Annotated in this window: 29 protein-coding genes; 28 read left to right on the top strand and 1 reads right to left on the bottom strand. The window is 55.7% G+C overall.

The features are described from left to right. Positions 1-7 precede the first annotated feature (7 nt). From EDD73_RS03575 to efp, 14 genes are all read left to right on the top strand, one after another. Positions 8-724, top strand: a complete 717-nt coding sequence (locus EDD73_RS03575; protein WP_131918391.1) for a shikimate kinase — start codon at positions 8-10, stop codon at positions 722-724. A gap of 5 nt (positions 725-729) precedes the next feature. After that, positions 730-1,833, top strand: coding sequence for a 3-dehydroquinate synthase (gene aroB / locus EDD73_RS03580; protein ID WP_131918394.1), 1,104 nt, complete (start codon positions 730-732; stop codon positions 1,831-1,833). A 133-nt stretch (positions 1,834-1,966) separates the two neighbouring features. Then, entirely contained in the window at positions 1,967-3,427 is a 1,461-nt protein-coding gene (locus tag EDD73_RS03585) for a GspE/PulE family protein (protein WP_131918395.1), read from the top strand. Positions 3,428-3,467: 40 nt separating this feature from the next. Further along, on the top strand, positions 3,468-4,769 hold the full coding sequence (locus EDD73_RS03590; RefSeq protein ID WP_131918397.1) for a type II secretion system F family protein: 1,302 nt from the start codon (positions 3,468-3,470) through the stop codon (positions 4,767-4,769). A 114-nt stretch (positions 4,770-4,883) separates the two neighbouring features. Then, positions 4,884-5,462 carry a type II secretion system protein GspG gene (locus EDD73_RS03595; protein ID WP_131918399.1) on the top strand — a complete coding sequence of 193 codons (579 nt, stop codon included), beginning with the start codon at positions 4,884-4,886 and terminating at the stop codon, positions 5,460-5,462. A gap of 99 nt (positions 5,463-5,561) precedes the next feature. After that, positions 5,562-5,990 (top strand): type IV pilus modification PilV family protein, encoded by a 429-nt coding sequence (locus EDD73_RS03600; protein WP_131918400.1) that lies wholly within the window; start codon positions 5,562-5,564, stop codon positions 5,988-5,990. 116 nt (positions 5,991-6,106) lie between these two features. After that, positions 6,107-6,679: a hypothetical protein gene (locus tag EDD73_RS03605; protein WP_131918402.1), complete on the top strand. Its 573-nt coding sequence runs from the start codon at positions 6,107-6,109 to the stop codon at positions 6,677-6,679. Further along, complete coding sequence (locus tag EDD73_RS03610) at positions 6,621-7,067, top strand: GspH/FimT family pseudopilin (protein WP_243116786.1); 447 nt, start codon at positions 6,621-6,623, stop codon at positions 7,065-7,067. Before EDD73_RS03605 ends, EDD73_RS03610 begins: the two co-directional genes overlap by 59 nt. Positions 7,068-7,118: 51 nt before the next feature. Beyond that, the gene (locus EDD73_RS03615) at positions 7,119-7,655 is read left to right on the top strand and encodes a prepilin-type N-terminal cleavage/methylation domain-containing protein (protein WP_131918405.1); all 537 of its coding nucleotides are present in this window, start codon (positions 7,119-7,121) and stop codon (positions 7,653-7,655) included. A gap of 114 nt (positions 7,656-7,769) precedes the next feature. After that, a complete protein-coding gene (locus EDD73_RS03620) occupies positions 7,770-9,260 on the top strand; it encodes a TldD/PmbA family protein (RefSeq protein ID WP_131918408.1) in 1,491 nt (496 codons plus the stop codon). A 31-nt stretch (positions 9,261-9,291) separates the two neighbouring features. Next, complete coding sequence (locus EDD73_RS03625; protein ID WP_320055172.1) at positions 9,292-10,635, top strand: TldD/PmbA family protein; 1,344 nt, start codon at positions 9,292-9,294, stop codon at positions 10,633-10,635. A 129-nt stretch (positions 10,636-10,764) separates the two neighbouring features. Then, positions 10,765-11,211, top strand: coding sequence for a type II 3-dehydroquinate dehydratase (gene aroQ, locus EDD73_RS03630; RefSeq protein WP_131918410.1), 447 nt, complete (start codon positions 10,765-10,767; stop codon positions 11,209-11,211). After that, complete coding sequence (locus tag EDD73_RS03635) at positions 11,211-12,284, top strand: M24 family metallopeptidase (RefSeq protein WP_131918412.1); 1,074 nt, start codon at positions 11,211-11,213, stop codon at positions 12,282-12,284. Before aroQ ends, EDD73_RS03635 begins: the two co-directional genes overlap by 1 nt. A gap of 106 nt (positions 12,285-12,390) precedes the next feature. Next, positions 12,391-12,951, top strand: coding sequence for an elongation factor P (efp, locus tag EDD73_RS03640; RefSeq protein ID WP_131918413.1), 561 nt, complete (start codon positions 12,391-12,393; stop codon positions 12,949-12,951). A 128-nt stretch (positions 12,952-13,079) separates the two neighbouring features. On the opposite strand, the gene EDD73_RS15060 is transcribed toward efp, so the two are convergent. Then, positions 13,080-13,877 carry an RpnC/YadD family protein gene (locus tag EDD73_RS15060; protein ID WP_207668800.1) on the bottom strand — a complete coding sequence of 266 codons (798 nt, stop codon included), beginning with the start codon at positions 13,875-13,877 and terminating at the stop codon, positions 13,080-13,082. Between the two features lie 306 nt (positions 13,878-14,183). On the opposite strand from EDD73_RS15060, the gene spoIIIAA reads away from it, so the two are divergent. The 14 genes from spoIIIAA (at position 14,184) to EDD73_RS03715 (ending at position 26,195) form a co-directional block, all read left to right on the top strand. Beyond that, positions 14,184-15,344 carry a stage III sporulation protein AA gene (spoIIIAA, locus tag EDD73_RS03650; RefSeq protein WP_243116777.1) on the top strand — a complete coding sequence of 387 codons (1,161 nt, stop codon included), beginning with the start codon at positions 14,184-14,186 and terminating at the stop codon, positions 15,342-15,344. Positions 15,345-15,356: 12 nt separating this feature from the next. Further along, complete coding sequence (locus EDD73_RS03655; RefSeq protein ID WP_131918416.1) at positions 15,357-15,878, top strand: stage III sporulation protein AB; 522 nt, start codon at positions 15,357-15,359, stop codon at positions 15,876-15,878. A gap of 15 nt (positions 15,879-15,893) precedes the next feature. Continuing rightward, positions 15,894-16,091: a stage III sporulation protein AC gene (gene spoIIIAC / locus EDD73_RS03660; protein WP_131918417.1), complete on the top strand. Its 198-nt coding sequence runs from the start codon at positions 15,894-15,896 to the stop codon at positions 16,089-16,091. A 33-nt stretch (positions 16,092-16,124) separates the two neighbouring features. Further along, complete coding sequence (gene spoIIIAD, locus EDD73_RS03665; RefSeq protein ID WP_131918419.1) at positions 16,125-16,526, top strand: stage III sporulation protein AD; 402 nt, start codon at positions 16,125-16,127, stop codon at positions 16,524-16,526. Continuing rightward, positions 16,523-17,866 (top strand): stage III sporulation protein AE, encoded by a 1,344-nt coding sequence (gene spoIIIAE, locus EDD73_RS03670; RefSeq protein ID WP_243116778.1) that lies wholly within the window; start codon positions 16,523-16,525, stop codon positions 17,864-17,866. The genes spoIIIAD and spoIIIAE overlap by 4 nt, the downstream gene beginning before the upstream one ends. 69 nt (positions 17,867-17,935) lie before the next feature. Further along, positions 17,936-18,577, top strand: a complete 642-nt coding sequence (locus EDD73_RS03675) for a stage III sporulation protein AF (RefSeq protein ID WP_243116787.1) — start codon at positions 17,936-17,938, stop codon at positions 18,575-18,577. A 19-nt stretch (positions 18,578-18,596) separates the two neighbouring features. Further along, on the top strand, positions 18,597-19,226 hold the full coding sequence (locus tag EDD73_RS03680) for a hypothetical protein (protein WP_131918423.1): 630 nt from the start codon (positions 18,597-18,599) through the stop codon (positions 19,224-19,226). Next, positions 19,226-19,936 carry a SpoIIIAH-like family protein gene (locus tag EDD73_RS03685; RefSeq protein ID WP_131918425.1) on the top strand — a complete coding sequence of 237 codons (711 nt, stop codon included), beginning with the start codon at positions 19,226-19,228 and terminating at the stop codon, positions 19,934-19,936. Before EDD73_RS03680 ends, EDD73_RS03685 begins: the two co-directional genes overlap by 1 nt. Positions 19,937-20,129: 193 nt before the next feature. Continuing rightward, the gene (accB, locus tag EDD73_RS03690; protein ID WP_131918426.1) at positions 20,130-22,115 is read left to right on the top strand and encodes an acetyl-CoA carboxylase biotin carboxyl carrier protein; all 1,986 of its coding nucleotides are present in this window, start codon (positions 20,130-20,132) and stop codon (positions 22,113-22,115) included. 4 nt (positions 22,116-22,119) lie between these two features. Beyond that, positions 22,120-23,484 carry an acetyl-CoA carboxylase biotin carboxylase subunit gene (gene accC, locus EDD73_RS03695; protein ID WP_406567181.1) on the top strand — a complete coding sequence of 455 codons (1,365 nt, stop codon included), beginning with the start codon at positions 22,120-22,122 and terminating at the stop codon, positions 23,482-23,484. 28 nt (positions 23,485-23,512) lie between these two features. After that, positions 23,513-23,899 (top strand): Asp23/Gls24 family envelope stress response protein, encoded by a 387-nt coding sequence (locus tag EDD73_RS03700; RefSeq protein ID WP_131918429.1) that lies wholly within the window; start codon positions 23,513-23,515, stop codon positions 23,897-23,899. Between the two features lie 126 nt (positions 23,900-24,025). Continuing rightward, entirely contained in the window at positions 24,026-24,556 is a 531-nt protein-coding gene (amaP, locus tag EDD73_RS03705) for an alkaline shock response membrane anchor protein AmaP (RefSeq protein ID WP_131918432.1), read from the top strand. 42 nt (positions 24,557-24,598) lie between these two features. Then, positions 24,599-25,171 (top strand): transcription antitermination factor NusB, encoded by a 573-nt coding sequence (nusB, locus tag EDD73_RS03710; protein ID WP_131918433.1) that lies wholly within the window; start codon positions 24,599-24,601, stop codon positions 25,169-25,171. Further along, entirely contained in the window at positions 25,164-26,195 is a 1,032-nt protein-coding gene (locus EDD73_RS03715) for a Kae1-like domain-containing protein (protein ID WP_243116779.1), read from the top strand. The genes nusB and EDD73_RS03715 overlap by 8 nt, the downstream gene beginning before the upstream one ends. Positions 26,196-26,246: the final 51 nt, after the last annotated feature.

Genomic DNA, 26,246 nt, shown 5'->3' on the forward strand with positions numbered 1-26,246 from the left:
TTCCGCCATGCAAGAGCGGCTGAACATACAAGAGCGACCGGATATACAAGAGCGGCTGGACATACAAGAGCAACCGGGCGTACAAGAGCAACTGGACACACAAGAGCGACCGGATATGCAAGAGCAGCCGGAACTTCAAAAACAGCAGGAATGTTCGTCGGGCAATGTGGTTTTGATCGGCTTTATGGGAACCGGCAAGTCCTCCGTAGGGCGACGCTTGGCGGCACGTCTTGGTTTTCGCTATCTTGATACGGATCAGGAGATTGAACGGGTTACGGGCATGTCGATTGTTGAGATTTTTACGCATCATGGTGAAGCGCGGTTCCGAGCCGAAGAGCATGAAATGGCCAAGACGCTTGGTGCGTTGCGCGGTCAGGTGGTCGCCACCGGTGGCGGAATCGTCCTCAATCCCGATAATTTGACGGTCCTTCGTGAGCAGGGTTTGATCATTGCGTTGACGGCTCGTCCGGACGTGGTCTGGCAGCGTGTCGCCCACCGGACCCATCGCCCGCTGATCAATCAGTCAATCACTGTCGAGGAGATTGCGGCCATGATGGAACGCCGGATGCCCTATTATCAGTCGGCCGATGTGACCATCGACACATCGGACAAGACAGTACGGGAAATTGTCGATCAATTAGTCGACTATCTGCGCCGGCGCGAAGCCGAACGGGGCGAACGATGGCTGATCTGCCAAACACTGGCGGTAGAAAAGGGAGGCTGAAGTAGTTGGGGTCTGTTCATGAGGTCATCGTCGACTTGGGCGAACGCTCCTATCCGATTCGTATCGGCTCCGGTGTGCTGGCCGAGGTGGGGACTTGGTTAGCCCGGCAACCAGGGGCGCCGCAGGTCCTGATCGTCACGAACGAAGCTGTCAACAGCCGCTGGGGTGAGGCGCTGCGCTCCTCCATCAAGGCCGCTGGGTTGGCTGTGGAAACGGTAGCGATCGCCGATGGGGAAGAACATAAAAACTTAGCTACGTTGTCGATGCTCTATGACCGGGCCATCGCCATGCGCCTGGAGCGGTCGGCAACAGTGTTGGCTTTGGGCGGTGGAATCGTCGGTGATGTGGCCGGTTTTTTTGCGGCTACCTATATGCGCGGCACGGGGTTTGTGCAAGTGCCGACCACGTTGCTGGCCCAAGTCGATTCCAGTGTAGGCGGCAAGACGGCCGTTAACCATCAGGCCGGCAAGAATTTGATCGGTGCTTTTTATCAACCGCAGGCTGTGTTTATTGATACCGATACCTTGTCCACGTTGCCGAAGCGTGAAGTAGCGGCAGGGTATGCCGAGGTCGTCAAAACGGCGATGCTTGGTGATGCGGAGTTGTTTCAGCTGTTGGAGAGGGATCAGGAAAAGCTGTTGGCCCTTGATCCGGCGGTAGTGGCTACGGTGGTGGCACGGTGCTGCGCCGTCAAGGCTCGTGTGGTCGGTGCTGATGAGCGGGAACGAGGTTTGCGGGCGTTACTGAACTTGGGCCATACCTTTGGCCATGCGGTGGAGGCCTTAACGGAGTACCGGCGGTACAAGCACGGTGAAGCGGTGGCGATCGGGTTGGTGGCGGCCTGTCGCTTGGCGGAGACAGTGCTGGGCCTAAACCGGGCGGTGACGGAGCGGGTGACCTTGTTATTGACGGCGGCCGGCCTGCCTGTTAGTTTTCCATGTTTTGCACGGTCAGCGTGGTCAGGGGCGCTGCAACTCGATAAGAAAGTGGCCCACGGTAACGTGCTTTTTGTCTTGGTGCGGGCCATCGGTGATTGTGTGCTTTCCCGTCAGATTCCGCTGGAAAATGCCATCGATGTGATCATGGAGTTGCAGGAAAAGTCCTCTTAAGGTTAATCAAAGGGTTTTTTCAAATTTTTTACTAAACGAAAGAGGAAAAGCCTCTTCTTTGTCGAAAAGCTTTCTCATCAAAATGGATGGGAAAGCTTTTTGTGTTATTTTTTAGGGGAAAGGCGGCGTTGCGATGTTCATTTCTCAGCAAGACCAAGATGCTCATGTGCGGGAAGCGCAGTTGATGTACGGATCGCCTCAGCGTAGCAAGGCGGGGCAGATGATGACGGTGCTGGAACTGGATCGCCCGAGCGGAGCGCAGGATGCACCGGTATCGCGGATGATGGTAGCGATTTTTCTGCAAGCGCTGCAGGAGCGGGCCAGTGATGTTCATATCGAAGCACTGGAAAAAAGTGTGCGGGTGCGTTTGCGCATTGACGGGTTGATGCATGAAGTGGCGACGCTGCCTTTGGAATCCCATGGTCCTTTGATGTCACGGTTGAAAGTGCTGGGGAAAATGGACATTGCCGAAAAACGGTTACCTCAGGACGGGCGATTTTTTCTCAAACGGGGGAATTGCACGATGGATGTGCGGGTCGCCACCATGCCGGCGTTGTTCGGAGAGAAAGCGGTTTGCCGCATCTTGGATAAGGATTGTGCCCGCTTTTCTCTGGACGGCTTGGGTTTTACGGAGCGTTCGCTCGAGGTGTATTCGTCGATGATCCGGCAGCCTCATGGCTTGGTGTTGATTACGGGGCCGACGGGATCGGGCAAATCGACAACGCTCTATGCCACGATGCAGGCAGTGCAGGGACCGGAGAAAAATGTCGTCACGATTGAAGATCCCATTGAGTATGTGTTGGAAGGCATCACGCAAATGCAGATCAATCCTAAGGCGGGGCTGACTTTTGCCAATGGGCTGCGCTCGCTGGTGCGGCAAGATCCGGATATCATCATGGTCGGTGAGATCCGTGATGCGGAGACGGCTGAGATTGCCGTGCGGGCAGCGACGACGGGGCATTTGGTTTTTTCTACGTTGCATACGAATGATGCGCTGGGTGCGATTGGGCGCTTGGGTGATATGGGCATTCCGCTGTACTTGCTGGCTTCGGCGCTGGTTGGTGTGGTGAGTCAGCGTTTGGTGCGCCAGATTTGTCCGCATTGCAAAATGGCTTATTGTCCGGCGCCTTTGGAAGTGGATCGCTTGCTATTGGGTGTCTCGCCGGAAGAAGAAATCCGCCTTTATCGTGGTGCGGGCTGTGCGCTGTGCCGTGAACGGGGCTATCTAGGACGGGTCGCGGTGACGGAGGTCGTGGCGATCAATGGCAAAATGCGGCGGATGATCGCCGAGCATGCCGATATGTATCAGCTTTTTCAACAAGCCCGTAGGGATGGTATGGTGACGCTTTATGAAGACGGCCTGCGAAAAGTGCGGGAAGGCTGGACGACGCTTCAGGAGATCATGCGGGTCGTTTTCTGTGAGGAGACGGAGTGGCAGATCAAAGATGGGGAAACAAAGCTGATGGGCCATGAGCGGTTCGCCGGTGGTGAGGCGGCCGGACAAAACCAGTTCGCCGGCGGTGAGGTGGCCGGGCAAAACCGGTTCGTCGGCAGTGAGGTGGCCGGGCAAAACCGGTTTGCGGCGGGGAGTTAGGGGGCTAAGGGTAGCAGCATGATTGATGGAGGGAGTGTGGGTGCGTTTTCGTTATCGCGGTCGTAACCGGGCCGGTGCACTGCAAGTGGGGTCGATTGATGAAGAATCAACGCGCGCGGCCGTCCTAGCGCTAGCAGAACAGCAGATCTGGGTGATTGCGCTGGAAGAAGAGCGCGAAGAGGGCTGTGAAGAGGGCTGTGAAGAGGGGCACGAAGGGGACCGCGAAGAGGGGCGTGAAAAAGGGCGCAACGAAGGGAAGAAGCTTTCACCGGGAACGGTGCTGCGTCGCTTGCGGCGAAGGCAAAGGGTTACGTCTGTGGAACTGGCGCATTTTTGTGAGCAGTTAGCAACGTTGTTGGCAGCGGGCGTAGCGCTTTTTCAGGCTTTGCGGATCATCAGTGAGCAAGTCAACGGATCGGTCTTACGTGAGGTGCTGGCTCAGGTAGCCCATCGCTTGGAAGGAGGTGTAAGCCTGCGTGATGCGTTGGCTGAATATCCGCGGATTTTCCCGGCGTTGATGATTCACATGGTGGAAGCCGGTGAATTGGGCGGTGTCTTGGATCAGGTGCTGGCCCGTCTGGCCGAACATCTGCAAAAAGAAGAGGAAATCATCAAAAAGTTTACCACTGCTCTGATCTATCCCGGTCTTGTGTTGGCGGCTTCTGCGGTTGTTTTTGTTTTTACGTTGGTTGTTGTCTTGCCGTCTTTTGCCGGAATTCTTAAGGGATTGGGTGTGGAATTGCCGGCAGTGACGCGCGGCGCCATGGCGCTGGCGGAAGGGGTGGAAGCTTACGGTGTACCAGTGCTTTTGTTTGGTCTTGTTTTGGCCGGCGTTGGTTACCGGTATGTAGGGCCGGCAAGAATCGGGCGATTTTGGGATCAATTGCTGCTGCAGTTGCCGGTGGCCGGTGTGATCCTGCGTAAACTGACGGCGGCGCAGTTTTGCCGGACTATGGGGCTTTTGCTGCGCTGCGGGGTACCGCTTCTGCCATCGCTGGAACTAAGTACGCGCGGTGTGAGCAATGAGGTTATACGAACAGGCTTGGTGGAAGTGGGGCAAGATGTGCAGCGCGGCTGGGGGATGGCGGCACCGCTTCGCAATTCAGGGCTTTTTCCATCGATGGTCGTGGAGATGATCAGCATTGGCGAGGAATCGGGGGCACTGGATACGATGTTGATGCGTGTCGGTGATTACTATGACAAGGAGGTGGGGGCGACGGCACAGCGCATCGGGGCGATGGCGGAACCGCTGTTATTGATGGTGATCAGCATGGTCGTGCTTTTTTTGGTGTTCTCGGTGTTGCTGCCCATATTCGAACTGATGGGGACGATGGCGGAGTGATGGCGGGGGGGATGAGAAGGGTATGCTTTGGCCGAATGGACGGTGAGAGCATGGGAACAACAATGGGGAGTAGAATGGGGAGGTGGAATGAGGAGCGAAATGGGGTAGAGCTAAGTGGGGAGGCAGAATGGGGTACAGCAGAATGAGGTGACAGAAAGCAAAAACAAAAATGAAGAAGGGATGAGTGCTTTGCGTAAAAAGTCAAAAAAGGGTCAAGAAGGGTTTTCGCTGATTGAAATTTTAATTGTCGTGGCTGTCATCGGTGTTTTGGCCGCCATGATCGTGCCCAGTGCCTTCAGTGCTGTGGACAAGGGGAAGGTGGCGACGCTGCTGTCTGATTACCGTGCTGTGAAAAGTGCGGTGCTTAACTACTACACTGATGTTGGTTCTTGGCCGGCTGAGTCGGCAGACGGAACCGGTTTGGTTGGAAAGCCCGCAACTTCTCCGGCCACTTGGAGCGGCCCCTATTTGGAGCGCTGGCCTACCAGTCCTTGGGAGAACGTGAGTTTTGAAATCAAAAAAATCACCACAGGGACGGCACCCAATACGGAAACCAAATACATATTGGAAATCGATAAGGTACCTGCAGAGGTGGTCAATAAGATCTACGACGAGTTAGGCAGTGCTACCGTCACGAAGTCGGTCAGCGACGAAGTTGGCATGCAGTTGTTGTTGGCCAAAGTCAACGTATGACCAAGCGGTTGGCCGTTGAAAGTTGGCCGATGAAAAGCGGGGCATAAGCGGATCATTTATGGAAGATGAAAAGGATCATAAAAAGGGAGCGGATACAGAGTGGACAAGGAGGTCAATCAGGCTGGGCCTGGATTGCAACATAAGGACGGAAAAGCAATTCATTCACGAGGGATGACGTTGCTGGAAGTCATGGCGGCCCTGCTGATGTTATTGATCATCGCAGGGCCTTTTTTTTCGGCACTGTTAAATAGTGAGCAGATGACCCGAAAGACGGGGAAAGAAGCGAAAGCGCTGTTCGTGGCAGCGGCGCTTTTGGAATCTAAGGTAGCTGAAATCCATCGTGATGAGCGCCATGCTGTGCCGGGATTGCCGCTGGGAATGACGATACCGGAAGGATTCAACGGTGAGGTCCAGGTGGAAGCGCTGTTCGGCGGTACGATGGGGCGGCTTTGGGCGGTGACAGCCGTGGTAGCAAGCCCCGGCGGACGACCTTGTCGGTTGACGACATGGGTTACACCACGAGGGTAAGATGAGGGAGAGAGGGAGAGAGGGAGAGTGAGAGAGTGAGAGAGTGAGAGAGTGAGAGAGTGAGAGAGTGAGAGAGTGAGAGAGAGTGTGAGTGGGGGGAGGGAGAACTGGTTAGGATGAAAGACAAAAGGCAGACGGGTATGGTGCTGCTTCATCTGATGGTGTTAATTGCAGTCATGATGGTGGCCATGGCCGGTGTGGTGTTGATGAGTTCGGCCATGCGGATGGGCCTGCGTGACGACGAAAAAACCAAGCAAATGCAGTATGCTGCAGAAGCGGGATTGGAGGCGGCGCTGGCGATTTTGAATCGCGAAGCGGCGGCAGGACAAGATCTGACCGATTGGAATAAGACAGCGCTTCAGGCGCTTTTGAATACGCTGCAAGCACAAGCCCTGCCGATCGAAGGAATCTCCCTTACATGGACGGTAACATCGAGCTTATTGCAGCCGGGGTGGGTCATCATCGTGGAGGCTCGCAAAGATCAAGCGTGGTTGGCCGTCGCCCGCGATATGGTAGTCCATACGACAACGGAGGGGAGCAAAGTACGGTTGATCAACCAGCGTGAGCCGATGAATCCAGGAGGTGCATGGCTTGGGGCGATGGGAGCGGGGTTTTTCCCTGCCGGAAGTGATGGTCGTGGTCTCAATTATCGGGTTACTGGCGGGGACGGTTTTTCCTACGTACTATGAATGGTTCCGGGAGCAACGATTGATGCTGGCAGCGCGGCAGGTGCAAGCTGATTTTTTATGGGCTCGTGATCAGGCGGTGGCCCAACGTGCTTCCTATACGCTGATTTTTCGGCGTAATACGGCCAACTATTCCGTGCTGCGAGTCAATCAGACGTTACGCCAGACGGTATTAGAAAATGGCATTAAAATTGCCCAGACGACCTTTAATGCCGGGACGCTCTGGCAGGATCGTTTTATCTTTACCGAAGACGGTCGGGCTCGCCTGCCCGGTATGGGCGGAACGGTGACGCTGACGGACGGTCGTGGGCGCTCACGGTATGTGGTGATTTCGCGAAGCGGTCGTGTGCGAATCGACCGGCAAGCGCCGCGCAGTGATCAGGAGCTATAAAGAGGAGCTATAAAGAGTGGCTGTACAGGTAGTAGGCAGGATGGGATACATATGGTCAGATACACGGGGAAAAGTGCAGACGGACGTAACGGCTTTACGCTCATTGAAGTGGTGTTGGTGGTGCTGTTAGTGAGTACGGTGCTGGCATTGGCCTGGCCCTTGGTGACCAACAGTCAGGTAGCGTGGCGGGGGCAAACGCATCAATATGAAGTGGTCTACGGCGCCCGTTGGGTATTGCATTGGCTGGCGGCGGATCTGCGCGGGGCCAAGCAAGTCGATCTCACTGTACCGGGACAGTTATCGTGCCTGTCTTTGGTGACCTATCCCCTGGATGCTAACGGTAAACCGGTGGCGCCGGCCTGGGTCTCCGTCGCCTATCGTCTGGGCACCGACGGGGTGGTGCGGCGCAGGGTGGGAGCGGACGAAAAACCGTTGGCCTCTGGCATCGATAAGTTGGCTTTTCGCACAGTGGGCCAAGGAGACGGGGGCGAACTGCTGGTAGAGATCGCTGTAAAAGGCAATGAAGCTGGCAGGAAGCGCTATCCATCTGTCGAATTGATCACACGGGTAATGACGCGTGGTATCTAGCGTCGTTCTGACTTGATTCCTGAAGAGCGGGAATTCTATGCGAGTCAGGCTAATCATTTTTCGCTGATGGGACCGCTTGGGCGGGAGATTGGTAAAAGGGATGGTGGACCAGAGATGGAGTGGTTGGATCGGCCCGGTAAAGAAGCATTGCAGAACGTATTGCAAGTGGCTATGCAGCATGGCGGCGATTTTGCCGATATTTTTGTTGAGAAAAAGGTATCGCAAGGGATTGGCTGTGAAGATGATAAGATCGAACGGCTTAGTTCCGGTGTCGATGTAGGCGCAGGTATTCGCGTTATCGCCGGTGAAGCGACGGCCTATGCTTACACGAATGACTTGACGGTAGAAGGACTGACCCAGGCAGCGCAGGTGGCCAGCCATGCGGCGCAAGGCGGAGCGCAGGGGCAAGTGGTTGATCTGCGGCCGGCTCTTTCGCCGGTGGACTTAACGGTGGAATTGCCGCCGGATCAAGTGACGGTCGATGATAAGGTGGCCCATGTACTGCGGGCAAACCAGCAGGCGCGGTCGATGGATGAACGGATCAAACAAGTGTCGGTGATGTATGCCGATGTGGTGCAAGCGGTGACCGTGGCCAACTCCGAAGGTGTGTATATGGAAGATGAGCGGGTCCGTTCCCGCTTTGTTGTTCATGCGGTGGCCGCCGGTGACAGCGGGATTCAAACGGGCTACGAGTCGCTCGGTGGGACCGTCGGCTTCGAACTGTTTCGTGAAAAAGAGCCGGAAGCGGTGGCGCAGGCGGCGGTGAACCGGGCGCTGTTGCTTTTATCAGCCCAACCGGCGCCGACGGGCAAGATGCCGGTGGTCATGGCTGGTTCTGCCGGCGGGACGATGGTTCATGAAGCGTGCGGTCATGGGCTGGAAGCCGATCTGGTGCAAAAAGGTTTGTCGGTCTACGGCGGCAAGCTGGGGCAATCGGTCGCTTCGCCATTAGTGACGGTGATCGATGACGGTACGCTGGCCGGCAAATACGGGGCGCTGCGTTTTGATGATGAAGGTACGCCGGGGCAGCGAACGGTGTTGATCGAAGAAGGCGAACTCAAAGGCTATATGTATGATCGCTTTACCGCAGCCAAAGAAAAACGGGCATCCACAGGCAATGGTCGGCGTGAGTCGTACCAGCACAAGCCGATTCCCCGGATGACCAATACGATCATTGCACCCGGCAAGGAAGACCCGACGGCGATCATCAAAGATACGCCACGGGGCTTACTGGTCACGCGGATGGGCGGAGGTCAAGTCAACACGACGACCGGTGATTTTGTCTTTGATGTGGCCGAAGGGTACCTGATCGAAAAGGGCGAAGTGACCCATGCCGTGCGCGGTGCTACCTTGACGGGTAACGGACCGGAAGCGTTAAAAGTGGTGGATCGGGTCGGCTCTGATCTGGGCTTTGCCATCGGCACTTGCGGCAAAGATGGGCAAGGGGTGCCCGTTGCCGATGCGCAGCCGACGATGCGGATGAAGTCGCTCATCGTCGGTGGAACCGGTGCTGCTGAACCGAGTGGTCCGCAGATTCGGCGGATTGAGGCAATGCCCTGGAACGAAGATGTTGATGGTGGTTACGGACGGATTCGCCGCCGCTAGACGGCCGGGATATGAGGGAGGTTGATCGTTGTTGAGCGGAACGGTGATGAGTGACCTGGCGCGCCGGATGGTGGCGCAGGCTACACAAAAAGGTGCAGCCATGGCCGAGGCCTATGGGCTGCACAGCAAGGAGTTATCGATTGAAGTCGCGCAGGGCGCTGTGGAGACGATGAAACAAGCGGAGGATCGCGGCTTGGGGCTGCGGGTTTTTGCTAACGGCCGCATGGGCTATGCCTTTACATCGGATCTGACGGAAGGGGCGCTGGCTTTGACGGTGGAGCAGGCACTGGCCAACGCCACCTATACGGCGGCCGATCCCTATCATGCGTTGCCGGTACCGGTGGAGAAGTATCCCGATGTGGTGACGTTTGACGGTTCCCTTGATGCTACGGCGGTGGAAGCGAAAATCGCCCTGGCCAAGGAGATGGAGGCCATTGCCAAGGCGACCGATAAGCGGATCAAGATTACGGAGCGTTCCGCTTATCAAGATGCCCAATATCATGTGTCGATCGTCAATTCCCGCGGTATCGATGTCGCTTATCGCGGCTCTTATTGTGGGGCTTACTTGTTCTTGGTGGCTGAGGAAAACGGCGAAAGTCAAACGGGCTTTTCTTTTTCCTACGGCCGCGGATTTGGTGACTTGCAACCGCAAAAAGTGGGCCGGGAAGCGGCGGAACATGCGGTGCGCATGTTGGGTGCGAAACCGCTGGCGGCCAAGCGGGCGCCAGTTGTGTTTGACCCGCGGGTGATGACGCAATTTCTCGGTGTGCTGGCGCCGACGTTGACGGCGGAAGCGGTGCAAAAAGGCAAGTCGATGTTTGCTGGGCAGTTAACTAAGACGGTGGCTTCGCCGCTGGTGACGCTGATCGATGACGGCCGTTTGCCGGAAGGGATCGCTTCGGCACCTTTTGACGGCGAAGGGGTGCCTACATCGCGCACGGTGCTGATGGATCAGGGCGTCTTGCAGACCTATCTTTATAACTCCTATACGGCGGCCAAGGATCGCACCGCGTCCACGGGCAATGGGGTGCGGGGATCGTTTAAAGGCACGCCGGAAGTGGGCACGACGAACTTTTTCCTCGATGCGGGGACGCTGACGCCGGAAGCGTTGATTGGTGACGTGGAGGATGGCATTTATGTGACCGAAGTGATGGGGATGCATACGGCCAATCCGATCTCCGGTGATTTTTCGGTAGGCGCTGCCGGATTGTGCATTGAAAAGGGCGTTTTGGCGCGGCCTTTTCGCGGGGCGGCCATTGCTGGGAATTTGCATGAGTTGCTGATGGCCATTGACGGTGTTGGGGCCGATTTGACCTTTTTCGGCGGTAAGGGTGCGCCGACGGTGCGGATCCGGGAGATGGCGATCAGCGGGTAGGTCTAGTCGGTGGGTAAGCTGCAACAGTAGTTAAAGGTCAAGGTAAAGAAGGAAGATAAAAAAGATAAAATATTGAATTAAATCGCCTTGTTGTATTTTGAAAGAAGCGATCGGAACGGGGTACGAGTAATGGCAAAACGGGTACTGTTGATCAATGGGCCAAATCTCAATCTTCTGGGGCGGCGTGAACCGGCGGTTTACGGGGCGACAACGCTGGCTGAGATTGAAGCGGCCGTTGTGGCCCAAGGCAAAACGTGGGGCTGGCAGGTGGACTGTTTTCAGTCCAATCATGAGGGGGCGCTGATCGACAGGATTCATGCTGCCATGGGTGAGGTTGATTTCTTGATCATCAATCCCGGCGGCTATACCCATACATCGGTGGCGCTGCGCGATGCTGTGGCCGGGACGGCGATTCCGACAATCGAAGTGCATATGTCGAACATTCACGCCCGGGAAGCCTTTCGCCATGTATCGATGGTGGCACCGGTGGCCATCGGCCAGATCTGTGGCTTTGGGGCAGACGGGTATCGCTTGGCCATGGAAGCGGCGCGGGGCTGGTTAAAGGAGACGAGTTGATGATGCGATCGCGATTGGAGCGGTTGCGGGCGGCGTGGGATGAGGGCGTTGATGCTTATCTGATTACGCAGCCGCAGAACCGCCGCTATTTGTCGGGCTTTACCGGATCGGACGGAGCACTGCTGGTGACGCGCGATCAAGCGCTGGTGGTGACCGATTTTCGTTACTGGGATCAAGTGCGCGCCGAATGTGCCGGTTGGCAGTTGGTGGAGCAGCGCGGTGCGTGGAAGGAATGCCTGGCCGATCTGATCAGCGAGCAGGGCTGGTCCCGTGTGGCGCTGGAAGCCGATGTGGTGACGCTACGGCAAAAGCAGTTGTGGCAGCAAGCGGTTGATCCGGCGGTGCAGTGGGTGGAAAAGGTGGGTACCGTGGAAGCGCTACGGGCGATTAAAGATGAAGCGGAGCAAGCGGCCATTGCCCGGGCGGTTGAACTGGCGGATCGCGGCTTTGATTATCTGCTGGGCTTTTTGCGTCCCGGGGTGACGGAACGGGAAGTGGCGATAGAGCTAGAGTTTTTCTTGCGCCGGCAGGGGGCGCAGGGGATTTCTTTTGACTTCATTGTCGCTTCCGGCGCGCGCGGTGCTTTGCCGCACGGTGTGGCTTCTAATAAAGTGCTAGCGGAAGGCGACATGGTCACCTTCGATTACGGCTGTGTTCTCGACGGTTACTGCTCCGATACGACGCGGACCGTCGTCTTGGGGTCGGCGTCGCCGGAGCAGCGCAGGGTCTATAGCACGGTCTTGGAAGCGCAGTTGGCGGCGCTGGCTGGGATTCGAGCGGGGGTCACGGGGCAGGCGGTTGATCGCCTGGCGCGGGATGTGATTGAACGGGCCGGTTATGGGGAGCGCTTTGGTCACGGTACCGGTCATGGCGTCGGACTGGTCGTTCATGAAGCGCCGCGCTTGTCGCCGTTATCGTCGGATACGCTGGAATCGGGGCAAGTCGTCACTGTCGAGCCGGGGATTTATCTGCCAGGCTGGGGTGGTGTGCGCATCGAAGATATGGTGATCGTGCGCGATGGCGGATGTATGATCCTGACGCAAGCTCCCAAAGAATTGATGGAAATTCGCTGATCCTCTATGATTTTTGCGGTTAGGGACTATCGTTTCGCGGTGACTATTGATATACTATTTCCATTGTGGACAATTCTTTGTGATAGCGAAGGGAGATTTTCGGGGCATGATTTCATCGAATGATTTTCGTCCGGGAACGACGATTGAGTTGGACGGCGATGCTTTCCAAGTCATCGAGTTTCAACATGTAAAGCCTGGCAAAGGTGCGGCCTTTGTGCGTACCAAGTTAAGAAATATCAAGTCCGGTTCGGTGGTGGAGCGGACTTTCCGTGCCGCTGAAAAAGTTCCCAAAGCGCGGATGGAGCGCCGGCAGATGCAGTATCTCTACAATGACGGTGATTCCGAGTACACGTTCATGGATGTCGAGACTTTTGATCAAACGACGCTGCAAAAGTCGCAGATCGAAGAACAACTCAAGTTCTTGAAAGAGAACATGAATGTTTCGATTTTGACCTGGAACGGCAATTTGATGGGCGTGGAACTGCCGAACACGGTGGAACTGCTTGTGGCTGAAACGGAACCAGGTGTGCGTGGCGATACGGCCACCGGCGGCAGCAAGCCGGCTAAGTTGGAGACGGGCGCGATTGTGCAAGTGCCTTTCTTCATTAATGAAGGTGAAATGTTGATCATCGATACGCGGACGGGGAACTACGTTTCGCGGGCGTAATGCGGGTGTAATAGCGATAATGTAAAAAATCCTCTCTGGAGGCGGGCTGTAAGGCCGGCGTACCGGAGAGGATTTTTTGTCATAGGAAGTACCGTATTTGTGGTCCCTGCAAGCAGACTGGGGAAGCGTCAAAGACCAAGCTCTTTTTTAATCTCGAGGACTTTCTCAAGTGGCAAATGACTAAGTTTTGCAACGGTTTCTACATCAAACTTATTATTCAAGGCGGTGATGGCAATTTCTTTGCGTACTTCTTCGCGGCCTTTTTCACGGCCCTCTTCGATGCCTTCTTTTCTACCTTTTTCAATGCCTTTTTCAATGCCTTTTTTGAAACCTTTTTCGATGCCTTTTTCCTCAAATTCTCGATAAAGTTCTTGAAAAGCGTTGGCCATTTGTAGCACCTCCATGATCTTTTCTTTTTCCGGACTCAATAGATTGCTGAAATTGGCGGCTGCCATGGTGCCGATTAGGTAGGCACTGTTATCTGAATGCTCCTGTTGTAAGGCTTCGGTGATTTTCCAGGCTGCTTGCGAGCGTTCTTGCGGTTTTTCAAACATCATCGGCAGAAGCATGATGCGGAGCTTGTCTTGCGCATCCAATGGTTCGTGACGTTGGATTTTGATCAGCGCTCGCTCCAACTCATCAGCACCGTCAAAGTGACGGCTCAGGTGAATCACATTCTGATGCGTAGTTAAGCTTCCAATGTTCAACGGTTCCGGAGTTTTTTGAATGCCGGCAGCGAAAATAACGATACGCCGGATGATCTTCTGCTGCTGCGCAAAGAGTTCCAAATCGTAGTGACCATAGCGAATTTGATCTGCAATGGTAGGTTCGCTCGACTCAAACTCCAAGTGTAGCAAACTGTCGTCTTCCAAGGCGAAGACAACATCCATGGTCTGATCCTTTACGTCAATGAGTGGTACATGCACTGGCAAGGCATCCACCACTTTCGGTAGTGCCAGATTGAAAAATTGCAACATTTCGCCGCGGAAGGTTACGGCCATCGATCGTAGCGTTATGTCTTTGTGATTCCTGGGAATACGCATATCCTTATCGATATTTATCCCTCCCAAAACGTATTTCTATTCCCTATTCTAGCATAGAAGATGTTTAATTTCCATAACCTGTTATTCTTTTAAAGGGCATATAGGACAGGGCGATACAATTCGCCCTGTCCATTTTTGCATAAAGTTGGAAACCGAGCATACCTTTTTAGAGAAAGGGAGGGACGAGGTATGCGGTGGATCCGTACGCAAGAAGAAAAATCCGGCAGTGCCGGCGCAGTCGATGCGGCGCTGGCCGTGGGCCGGGAACGTGACAGTACCTTGCCGGTTGTGGGCAAACGCCCAGGCAGCCAGGCAGGCACCAGCGGCGGGGCCATGGAGCTAAGCGGGCGTACCGGCCGAACGTTGGAGGTTGTAACCAAGGCGAGCGGCTGGGAATGGCCGCTGGGCTTGTTATCCTTTTTGGCACCTTCATTGCGGCTGTTGCTGGAGGAGTGGATGGCCGGGACATCGGCTGTTGTCGGCCAAGTGGGACCAGGCTCGCTGGGCATGGTTGAAGAGATCCGGTTGCGGGCGGAGCGGCCGCTGGGACTGGTCTGCGGAAACCGCGATGTGCTGCTGCGGCCGGTAACGGCCGATGAGTTGCAGCAGACCGTCCATCTGATCAGCGCTTGTTCCGTCTACGCGTTAGAGGAGGAGTTTCGCCAGGGGTTCATCACGTTGCCGGGAGGCCATCGAGTAGGCTTGGCGGGAAGGGTTGTCTTGACGGAGGGGCGGGTAAAAACGATTTATCCGGTATCTTCGCTGAATATCCGGATTGCCCGGCAACTGCCCGGTGTGGCCGACGGCTTGATGCCGATCGTCTTGACGGGAGGCGCGTCCGGGGTGGCTTCTACGTTGATCTTATCGCCGCCGGGCTGCGGTAAGACGACGATGCTTCGTGATCTGGTGCGCCAGATCAGTTCCGGACGGCCTGAATCGGACTGGCCCGGTTGGAATGTCGGTTTGGTTGATGAACGGTCCGAGGTGGCTGCCTGTTATCGCGGCGTACCGCAACATGATGTAGGAACGCGGACCGATGTGATGGATGGTTGCCCCAAATCGGAGGGAATGATGCGGCTGCTCCGTTCCTTGAATCCGCGGGTGCTGGTCACTGATGAGATCGGCGTCGCCGACGATGTACAGGCCATTTTGGAGGCGATCAACGCCGGCGTGGCCGTGATTGCAACGGCCCACGGTGCTTGCCTAAAGGATCTGCGCCAGCGGCCGGCGCTGCGGGCTTTGATGGAGCAGGAAGTGTTTCAGCGCTATGTGCTCTTGAGCCGCCGCCGGGGGCCGGGAACAGTGGAAGCGGTCTTTGATGTGGATGGGCGTCCGTGGACGGACAGTTAAGGGGCGAAGGCGATGCTGAAGTTGGTAGGGGCGCTTTTGATCCTGGGAACCTGCGCAGGCGTTGGGGGATGGCAAGCTTGGCGGTTACGTGCACGACCGCGCTTGTTGGCGGAATTGCAGGCGGCTCTGGCATTGCTGGCAACACAGGTCGGCTACGGAGCGGTGCCGTTGCCGGAAGCGTTGGAAGCGGTCGGGTCGGGGGTGCCGGCAGGGGCCGCAGGGCGCTTGTTTACCGAGGCCGGTCAACAATTGCGTCAAGCTCAGGGCGAACCGGCGGCTAAGCTCTGGCGTAGGTCAGTGGAAAAATGGTTGCCGGAGACGGTGCTCCTGCCGGAGGAAGGGGAGGCCTTGATGCGCCTGGCTTTAGGGCTCGGTGAAGCGCCCCGGGAAGAGCAACTGCGCAGCATTTATGAAGTGCAGCGGCGGCTACAGGCGTTGGAGGTGACGGCCCGCGATGTCAGTGAACGGATGACCAAGGTCTGGTCCTATGGTGGGGTGCTGACGGGATTGGCCGTGATTGTGACCATATGGTAAAGGCGGGATGCAGTTGTGGATATCACGCAGATCTTTCAAATCGCCGGTATCGGAATTTTTGTCGCCGTGTTCTATGCCATTCTAAAGGAAGCGAAACGGGAAGAACTGGCGCAATTGTTGGCGATCAGCGGTGTGGCGCTGGTGACGCTGATGGTAATTCGCTTGATCAGCGGGCTCTTTAATGAGGTTAGAGCGGTTTTTTTCTTGCAGTAAAAGCCGGACGCTGAACTGGTTGAGGTGACGATCATGGAAGTATTGCAGATCGTGGGCTTTGGTTTGATCGCTACGGTATTGCTGGTGATCTTGCGGAAGCAGCGTCCGGAGATGGCCGTGCAGTTGAGTATTGCTGCCGGGGTGATTTTATTTTTATTTATTCTTACGAAGGTGACGGCAGTTGTGCAGGTGCTCGATGATCTGGCGAACCGCGCGCAGATCAACCGCTATTATTTGACGACGTTGCTCAAGATCGTCGGCATCGCTTATGTAGCGGAGTTTGGGGCGCAGATCTGCCGTGATGCCGGGGAAGGAGCGATTGCGTCGAAGGTGGAGTTAGGTGCCAAGGTCTTGGTCCTGGTGCTGGCCTTGCCGATCGTGCTGGCTTTGATGGAGTCGCTGATCAATCTGCTGCCGGGAGGTGCAAGTCCATGAGATGGCGGCGATGGTGTAGGTGGCTGGCCGGGATCGTGGTGGCCGGGTGGTGTGCCTTGATGATGGGCGTAAGTGCAGTGGTCATGGCCGAAGCAGCCGGTGAAGCGATTACGGTGCCGCCGGTTGTCCTGTCCGGTGAATCGGGGTCAGGGTCGGGGGCAATAGGGGCACCACCCACCAACAGTACGGTGACAACGGCAGCTGCGAGCGGTGGAATCGGCGGAGCCGGTAGTGTTGGGGCCGTCGGCGGCGGACCGACAGGCGGTCTGCCGACACCGGACGTGGATCTAACGGCGTTGGAGCAGTTTTTAAGCGAACTGGAAAAGGACAAGAGTCGCTATTTGCCGGGGTGGAATCCTTCGATGATCATCGAAGATCTGCGCCAGGGCAAGATTCCTTTTACGATCGATGGTTTGTTTCAGGGAGTGATGGGCTATCTTTTTCAAGAGGTTGTGGCGAACACAGCGCTGCTCAGCCAGGTTGTGATCCTGGCCGTCGTTGTGGCTGTGCTCAGTCATTTGCAGACCGGTTTTGAAGGCGGAACGACGTCAAAGGTAGCTTTTGCGGTGGGCTACATGGCGCTGATCACGATCGCGCTCCACAGCTTTCAGGTGGCCATTACGACCGGTCAAAATGCCATTGATGAGATGGTTCGCTTTATGCAGGCGATCTTGCCGATTCTGCTGACGCTGTTGACGGCCATGGGTGGCTTTATCTCTGGGGCGCTCTTGCATCCGATGATCTTTGGGACGCTGACCTTTATCAGCACGCTGATCCGTGACTGGATTTTTGCGTTGATTTTTTTTATCGCTGTGCTGGGGATGCTCGGGCACATCGCGCCGCAGTTCAAGGTGCGCAATCTCTATAACTTGAGCAAGGACGGTTACAAACTGCTTTTAGGGCTGTTGACGACGCTCTTTTTCGGTGTCATCAGTCTTTATGGCGCTGTCGGTTCGGTGGCCGACGGACTGGCGCTGCGGACGGCCAAGTATGCGACCGGTAATTTTGTGCCCGTCGTCGGCAAACTGCTGGCCGATAGTTTTGACTTGATCATCGGATCATCGCTGCTGCTCAAAAACGGCTTGGGTCTGCTCGGTGTTATGGTGATCATTGTACTTTGTGTGCTACCGGCACTTAAGATTCTGGCCATGGTCCTCGTCTATCGCCTGGCCGGTGCGTTGCTGCAACCGGCAGGGGACAGTCCTGTTGTCGACAGTTTAGAGACGATCGGCCAGGGATTGGCGCTGGTCTTTGGGGCTGTAGCCACGGTTGGGTTAATGTTTTTTCTGGCGCTGACGGTGGTTGTCGGTGCGGGAAATTTGACGGTAATGTTGCGCTAGCGATGGAGGCAGCACTGGAGGAAGCACTGGGAGATCGGTAGCGATGAAAAAGGGGTGGTGCCTTTGACGGTGCTTCGGGAGATGATCCAGCAGATCATCCTGATCGTACTGGTAGGCACATTGATCGATATGCTCTTGCCCACGGGGCGGTTGCAACCGTTGGTGCGTTTGGTAGCCGGTATCTTTATCATGGTTGCTGTGTTGACGCCGATCATGAGTTGGCTGAGCCAGCCCAATTGGGCGGAGACATTAAGCATGCGCAGCAATGCCGTAGCGGATGGCGGTTATCAGGCGGTGCGTGAGCAGGGTGAAGCGATGCGGCAAGAGGCCGGTGCACAGGCGGCGGTCGAAGCGCAGGGGCGACTGGCCCGGCAGATCGAAGCAGTGGCGATGATGAAATCGGGTGTGCAAGAGGCTAGGGCCGATGTGCAGATGGAAACCGAAGGCAACCGATCCGGTGAAATCCGGGAGATCCGCGTGACGTTACGGCGCGGTGTTGCTGAGGCCGTGGAGCCGGTGATGGTGCCTGATATGGGTGGCGCGTCCGTGGAAACCGGCGGCGCCGTTGCGACTGCCGGCGGAGCGCCAAGTCCGGCTGGGGGAAGGGCGGATGCAGGAGCGCCGGCCGGTAAAGGCGACGAGGGATTAGTCCGCGCTTTGTCGGGGCTTTATGGTGTGCCGGCGGAACGGGTGTATGTAGTCTGGGAATGACGGTGGAGGTGCGTGGCCAGTGGAGGCTTGGTTTAAACCGCCGAAGGATAAGATCATTGGGGTGATTGGTGCGGCCTTTTTTCTTGGCTTAGCGTTGATGTTATGGCAAAGCGGTGAGCGCACAGAGGAAAGCAGTTGGTTTGGCCGGCAACCGACGCCGACGACAGGGAGCCCGGCTCCAGTTGCGACAACCGCAGCAACCGATGGCGCCAAGATTAATCGCGGATCGGAACTGGCCGGGCAGGAAAAGCTGGTTGAGGAACGGGTGGCCTCGGCACTGGCGCGGATCGCCGGGGTCGGTCAAGCCGATGTGCGAATCAGTTTGGCCCAGGGGACGGTGTCGGAGTATGCGATCAACACAAACGGCAATAATCGCAAAGTGGAGGAACGGGACAAGCAAGGTGGAACGCGTGTCACCTCCGATGCAACGGATACGCGCCAAGTGGTGGTCTTGAAAGAAGGCGGTACGGGGGCACAGGAAAAGCCGGTTGTGGTGCGGGAGATGCGCTATCAAGTGGCCGGTGTTTTGGTCGTTGCTGACGGTGCCAAAGATCCGGCGATCAAGGAGCAGATTGCCCGGGCTGTTTCGACATTGCTTGATGTGCCGGCGCATAAAGTCAGTATTTTTGCCCGTGAGGTGAGCAAGTGATGAAGTTTCGCCATATTCCCGATGACGAAGAAGGGTGGTCGTCAACGACGCTGGGCAAAGCGGCCGGTGTGGTACTGGTCGCGCTGTCTGTCGGTATTGGGTTATTAGTTACTTATGAAGCTGGGGCTGGGGCGGTGTGCTGGGTCTTGTCGCGGCAACTGCCGGCCGTCAGCGAAAAGCCGGTTGTATCGGTGCCGCCGGTGGGCGGTGGCGCAAGCGAGGCTACCCCTAAAGGGGCGCTTGTTACCGCTGTGGCGCCAAGTGAGCAAGGCGCAGAAAAGCCTGCTTCGGCAATGCTGCCGGGAGTGTTGCCGGGCGATTCCGGCAATGGGCAGGCGGGAACGTCCGGTGCCGGCAAAGCCGGCTTTTTTGTGGATTACCGGCTGGCGCGAGAGCGGACGCGATCGCAGCAGATTGAACTGCTCCGGGAGATGGTCAACAACAAGCAAGCATCGGCAGAAACGCGGGAAGAAGCCGGCCGCAAGCTTCTGGAATTGACCAGTCGGATGAACCGGGAGATGGAAGCGGAGAAGCTTTTACTGGCCCAGGGCTATGCTGATGCGATGGTCGTCATGCAGGCGGAAGGTGTTTCGGCAGTTGTAGCCGGACGGCACGTTGACCGAGAGGAGCAAAAAAAGTTGGCGGAAATGGTGGGCAAGGCCACGGGAATCAAAGCGGAAGCCGTTTCCGTGACCAGTCATGCCATGTAAACCTGGCGTTTTTTTCAGATTTTTTGTATACATTCGCCTTCTGACCTTGCATCAGGGCTTGTATAACCATATAATTTAATTTAGGTGTCTAGCTTTATGCTTGCTAGACAAGAATAAACTCAGGAGTTGTCGGTCCAACAACGGCCTGAGTTGTTTCTATTTTGGTCGTCGGTGATGGAGGGGAAGACAAAAGATGCAACGCAAGATTCGTGTAACAGACACCACGCTGCGCGACGGTCATCAAAGTTTATGGGCGACGCGGATGCGCCTGGAAGATATGGTGCCAATCATTGAAAAGATGGATCAAATAGGCTACCACTCCGTTGAGGTCTGGGGTGGGGCTACATTTGATGTATGTATGCGCTACTTAAATGAAGATCCCTGGGAACGCCTGCGTATTTTGCGTAGTCACTTTAAAAAGACCAAACTGCAAATGCTTTTGCGGGGTCAGTCGCTGGTCGGCTATACCCATTATGCTGATGATCTGGTGGAAGCGTTCGTTCATAAAGCTGTGGAAAACGGGATGGATATCATCCGGATTTTTGACGCTTTAAATGACATTCGCAACATGGAAGCGGCGATGCGTTACGCCAAAAAGGCCGGTGCTCATGTGCAGGCAGCGATCGTCTATACGATTAGCCCGGTACACACGATGGAGCATTATGTCGAAACCGCTGTTCGTCTGGCGGAGATGGGCGCCGACTCCCTGTGCATTAAAGATATGGCCGGACTGCTTTTGCCTTTCAAATCACGGGAACTGGTCACTAAGATCAAAGAAAAAGTCGATCTGCCGCTGCAAATGCATACCCACTATATTGGTGGTATGGCTGTAGGGGCACTGCTCAAAGGGATTGAAGCCGGTGTCGATGTTTTTGACGCTGCCGCGTTGCCTTTGGCTTTCGGGGCTTCGCAACCGCCGATCGAAACGGTTGTCCGGGCGTTGTCAGATACGGAATATGACACGGGCTTGGATATTCATGCGCTCTTTGAGATCACCCGCTATTTTGAAGATCTGCGCAAGCGCCTGGGTTATTCCCGGGGTGTAACGCGCATTAATGATATGCAGGTGTTTGATCATCAAGTGCCCGGCGGTATGATCAGCAACTTGGTTTCCCAGTTGGAAGAGCAAAAAGCCGGCCACCGGCTCAATGAAGTGTTGCAAGAGATTCCTTCCGTGCGGTCCGATATGGGCTATCCGCCGTTAGTGACACCGACGAGCCAGATCATCGGCACGCAGGCCGTCTTGAATGTGCTCTTAGGTGAACGCTATAAAATTGTACCTGGCGAAGTCAAAGGGTATGTGAAGGGGCTTTACGGCAAGCCGCCGGCACCGCTCAATCCGGAAGTGGCCCAGCGTATCCTGAAAGGTGATCAACCGATTGAAGGTCGTCCGGCCGATCAACTGCCGCCGGCGATGGAACGGTTACGCCGTGAACTGGGACCCCTAGCCCATTCGGAAGAAGATGTGATTTCCTACGGCCTATTCCCCCAAGTGGCCTTGAAGTTCTTTGATTATCGCAAGAATCCTCAAGCGCAACTGGGTTTGCTCAATGATAAATCAAGCAAAGAAGGAACTGGGGTCATACCGCATCCGGTACAGGAGATCGTTTCAACGGTGACGCAGCCAGCAGGAGCTGCTTCCACCGGAACTGCACGTGCAACGGTTCCCACGAGCCGTGGCCCAGCGAAGAAGGGAGAATTGCAAGTGAATATTCAAGATGTCAAAGAATTGATTCAGTTGATCAATGGCGCCGATATTACGGAAGTGCAACTCGAAACGGAAGGCGTAAAGGTAATGATCCGCAAAGGCCAAACGGTAGCAGCAGCCCATGAGGCAGCAGCACCGATCGCAGCAGCGGCACCGGTCGCTCCGGCAGTGGCAGCAGTTCCCGCAGCGGAACCGGCCAAAGCAGCAGCCGATCTGGCCAATAACCCGAACGTTGTTTCCATTACGGCTCCCATGGTCGGTACCTTCTATTGTGCGCCGGCACCGGATGCCCGTCCCTATGTGGAAGTAGGCAGCAAAGTGGATATAAGCACGACCGTTTGCATCATCGAAGCGATGAAGCTGATGAATGAGATTGAAGCTGAAGTAAAAGGCACAATTGTACAAATTCTTGTCGAGAATGGTGCGCCTGTAGAATACGGGCAAACGCTTTTCCTCGTCGAAAAGTCGTAGGTGAATGAGCATGAGTCATCCATTATTTAAAAAAATTCTAGTTGCCAACCGGGGCGAAATTGCCGTCCGGATCATTCGCGCTTGCCATGAAATGGGCATCCAAGCCGTTGCCGTTTATTCCGAAGCCGATCGTGATGCCCTCCATGTCAAATTAGCTGATGAGGCCTATTGTGTAGGTCCTGCACCATCCAATCGCAGTTACTTGAGTATTCCGAACATTATCTCGGCCGCCAGCGTGTCCAAAGCCGATGCTATTCATCCCGGGTATGGCTTTTTGGCTGAGAATGCTTATTTCGCTGAAATCTGTGAAACTTGCGGGATCAAGTTTATCGGGCCAAGCTCACGGGCAATTGAAATGATGGGTGCCAAAGCAGTTGCACGGGAAACGATGATCAAAGCCGGCGTGCAAGTGGTTCCCGGTTCCGAATCGGTCATCACCAGCGACGAGCAGGCGATTCAGATCGCGGAAGAAATCGGTTATCCGGTCATGGTCAAAGCATCGGCCGGCGGCGGCGGGCGTGGTATGCGTATCGCTCATATGGAAAAAGATCTGCTGTCGGCGGTACATACGGCGCAAGCCGAAGCCGAAGCCGCCTTTGGCAACAAAGCTGTATACATTGAGAAGTATGTGGAAGAGCCTCGGCACATTGAGTTCCAGTTGCTTGCTGATCAGCATGGCAACGTGGTCTATCTCGGTGAGCGGGACTGTTCGGTGCAACGTCGTAACCAAAAGCTGATCGAAGAGTCGCCTTCGGCGGCCTTAACGCCGGAACTGCGCAAGGAGATGGGTGAACAAGCCCTGCTGGCGGCTAAGGCTGTCGATTACTCCAATGCCGGTACGGTGGAGTTCTTGCTCGATAAGCACAACAATTACTACTTTATCGAGATGAACACGCGCGTTCAGGTTGAGCATCCGGTGACGGAACTGGTCACAGGGATCGATATCATCAAAGAACAGATTCGCATCGCCGCCGGTGAGCCCCTTGGCTATACGCAAGAGGACATCAAGATCAACGGTTGGGCCATCGAGTGCCGAATCAACGCCGAAGATCCCGATAAAAACTTTATGCCGAGCCCCGGCCTGATCAAAACCTACCATGCCCCCGGCGGTTTTGGCGTGCGTGTGGACAGTGCGGCCTTCAGCGGGTATAAAATCCCGCCGAACTATGATTCGATGGTGGGCAAGCTCGTTGTCTGGGGTCGTGATCGTGAAGAAGCGATCGCCCGGATGCAGCGGGCACTTAGCGAGTTTGTTATTGACGGGATTAAGACTACCATTCCTTTTCAACAAAAAGTCTTGGCCAATGCCTTTTTCCAACGTGGTGAGGTTTACACCAACTTTATCCAACGCCGTTTGATGCCCGATTGATCGTTGAGGTCGAAGGAGGTAATTGAATATGGAACAAGAGCACGCAAGTTCGGTCGGTCATGTGCGCATTGCTGAAGATGTGGTGGCAACGATTGCCGGTATGGCCGCGTCGGAAGTGCCCGGTGTTTCGTCGATGAGCGGCGGCATTGGCGGCGGCATTGTCGAGATGATCGGTAAAAAGAACTTGACCAAAGGTGTCAAAGTCGAAGTGGGCGAGAAAGAAGCAGCGATTGATCTGAATATCATCGTTGAGTTCGGTTCGCGCATTCCCGATGTGGCTCGGCGGGTGCAAGAGCGGGTCAAAGATGCTGTCGAAGGCATGACCGGCTTATCGATTGTAGAAGTCAATGTGCATATTCAAGGCGTCAACTTTGCCAACCAAGATGCCAAAGATGAAGAACGGGTTAAAAAGTAGCTTTTTCAGCAGAACCGTCACGATCAGGTGACGGTTTTTTTTATTTGGTGGGAAGAATAGGTTGCACTGGACTGTTTGGTGACCTAGAATGAAGGGATAAACCTAGTCGATGAGGAGGGGAAGGCTATGGAGCCCAAAAGTAGATTCCTCGGCTTGTTGGTCGCCCTACCGGCGATGCTGGCAGCCGCTTATGTGGCGGCTGTAGCGCTAGGGATAGGACAAGCTTCTGCGGAAGATCAGGTGATTTTTTCGTTAACAGGAAGCAAAGTACGGGTGACAGCAGCGCTGATCGCGATGCTCTATCTGGTGCTCTGTGGTTATTGGTTGTTTTTGACGCGTCTACGGTTTCCACGGGATCGTGTGATCCTTTTGGCGTCGCCGGTGGGCAAAACGGTGATCACCCGGGCGGCCCTGGAAGCGCTGGTACGGGCCTCGATCCAGGGGATCATCGGTGTGCGCAAGCTGCGGGTGACGGTGTTGCAGGAGAAGCTGGGTTGGACGGTGGCGCTGCAGGTGGCGACCGACCGAGGTGCGGCAATTCCGGCGATGGGCGAGCGGATGCAGTCGGCCGTGCGTACGGGTTTGGAACAAGCGACCGGTTGGCCTGTCCATGATGTACAAGTGACGATTGAACGGATTCAGCCCAACCATTCCTGAGTCAGGGACGGCGTGCTGGTCGAGGAAAGAAGGAGGATCTTTGTGAGTAGACGATTAGGACGGGAAACGGCCATGCAAACGCTGTTTCAAGTGGATGTCGGAAAAATTGATGCCGATCATGCCTTGGCTTATGTTTGTCAAGAATTTGCCGTGAATGATGTGGCGGCAGCGTATGCGCGGGAACTGGTCGATGGTGTGCTGGCGAATCGCGGGCCCATCGATGAGACGATCAGTCGATTGGCCGTGGAATGGAGCATTGAGCGGATGCCCCATGTGGATCGCAATTTATTGCGCATCGCTGTCCATGAGATGACTGATCGGACCGACATTCCGCCCAATGTGGCTATTAATGAAGCTTTGGAATTGGCTAAAATCTATGCCGGTGATGAATCGGTACGTTTTATCAACGGGATCTTAGGGCAGCTCGTTAGGGAGCGTCGTTTGGAAGCGGAAGCGCTGGATGACGATGAGGCGTCGAATGCGGAAGCGTTGAATAAAGAAACATCGAATGATGAAGCGTTGGCTGAAGAAGAAGCGTCGAATACTGAAGTGTTGGCTCCGGAAGCCTTAAAAGAGAGCGACAAAGCCGTTGAAGGAGATGTCCCCGATGCCTGATCTCTCCGGGAGCATGGGACCGGGACAGGCGGCTGGGGTACTGGGCGTGGATACAAGCTGCTATACAACCTCGCTGGCACTTGTCGATCAAGAGGGAAAATTACGTGCTGAAGCAAGGAAGATCTTGCCGGTCGCACAAGGGGAACGGGGCTTGCGCCAAGGTGAGGCCCTGTTTTGTCACGTGCAGCAACTGCCAGGGGTGATGGAAGCGCTCTATGCAACGCTTCAAGGCCAGGCTGAAGCGCTGCCGGTCAAAGCCGTTGCAGTGGCTGTGCGGCCGCGACCGGATGAAGCTTCCTATTTACCGGTGTTCCGGGCCGGCGAATCAATGGCGCGCTGCTTGGCAGCAGTTTTGCAGGTACCGCTGATCGCCACATCCCATCAAGAGGGGCATTTGATGGCGGGATTGTACTCCGCTTTTGCTGACCATGGGAGAGAGTGGTTAGAACGGCCCTTTTTAGCGGTTCATCTCTCCGGAGGAACGACGGAATTGCTGCTTGTCCAACCCGGGCAGGACGGGGCGCTGGCCATAGATAAGCTGGGCGGCACCACCGACTTGCATGCAGGACAACTGGTGGATCGTATCGGTGTGGCCCTGGGCTTACCGTTCCCGGCAGGACCGGCCTTCGAAGGGTTGGCGGCTACCGTCGAAGGAACCCAGGAATTGACCTTCACAACGTACGTGCACGGCTATGAGGTCAGTTTTTCCGGTGTAGAAGCCCAGGCGTTGCGCCAGATCGCCCATTGTCCCGGGCCGTTGGTAGCGCGGGCTGTTGAGGCTGCACTGGCCAAAACGCTGGAAAAATGGTTGCGCCGCGCCATCGAGGAGACGGGACTGCGCCGAGTCTTGATCGTTGGCGGTGTAGCTGCGAACGGCTATTTGCGGCAACGGTTACGGCGACGCCTGGAGCACCGCGCTGTGGGTGCCACGTTAGCTTTTGCCACACCGGCCTTATCCGGTGATAATGCCGTAGGTGTCGCGGTTATGGGGTGGCGTCAGGTCTTTTCCAAGGACAACCGTTGACCGAATTTGGATCAAATGATACACTGAATTACTGTATGATAACAGCATCCT

This window comes from Heliophilum fasciatum (assembly GCF_004341395.1).
Classification (GTDB): domain Bacteria; phylum Bacillota; class Desulfitobacteriia; order Heliobacteriales; family Heliobacteriaceae; genus Heliophilum; species Heliophilum fasciatum.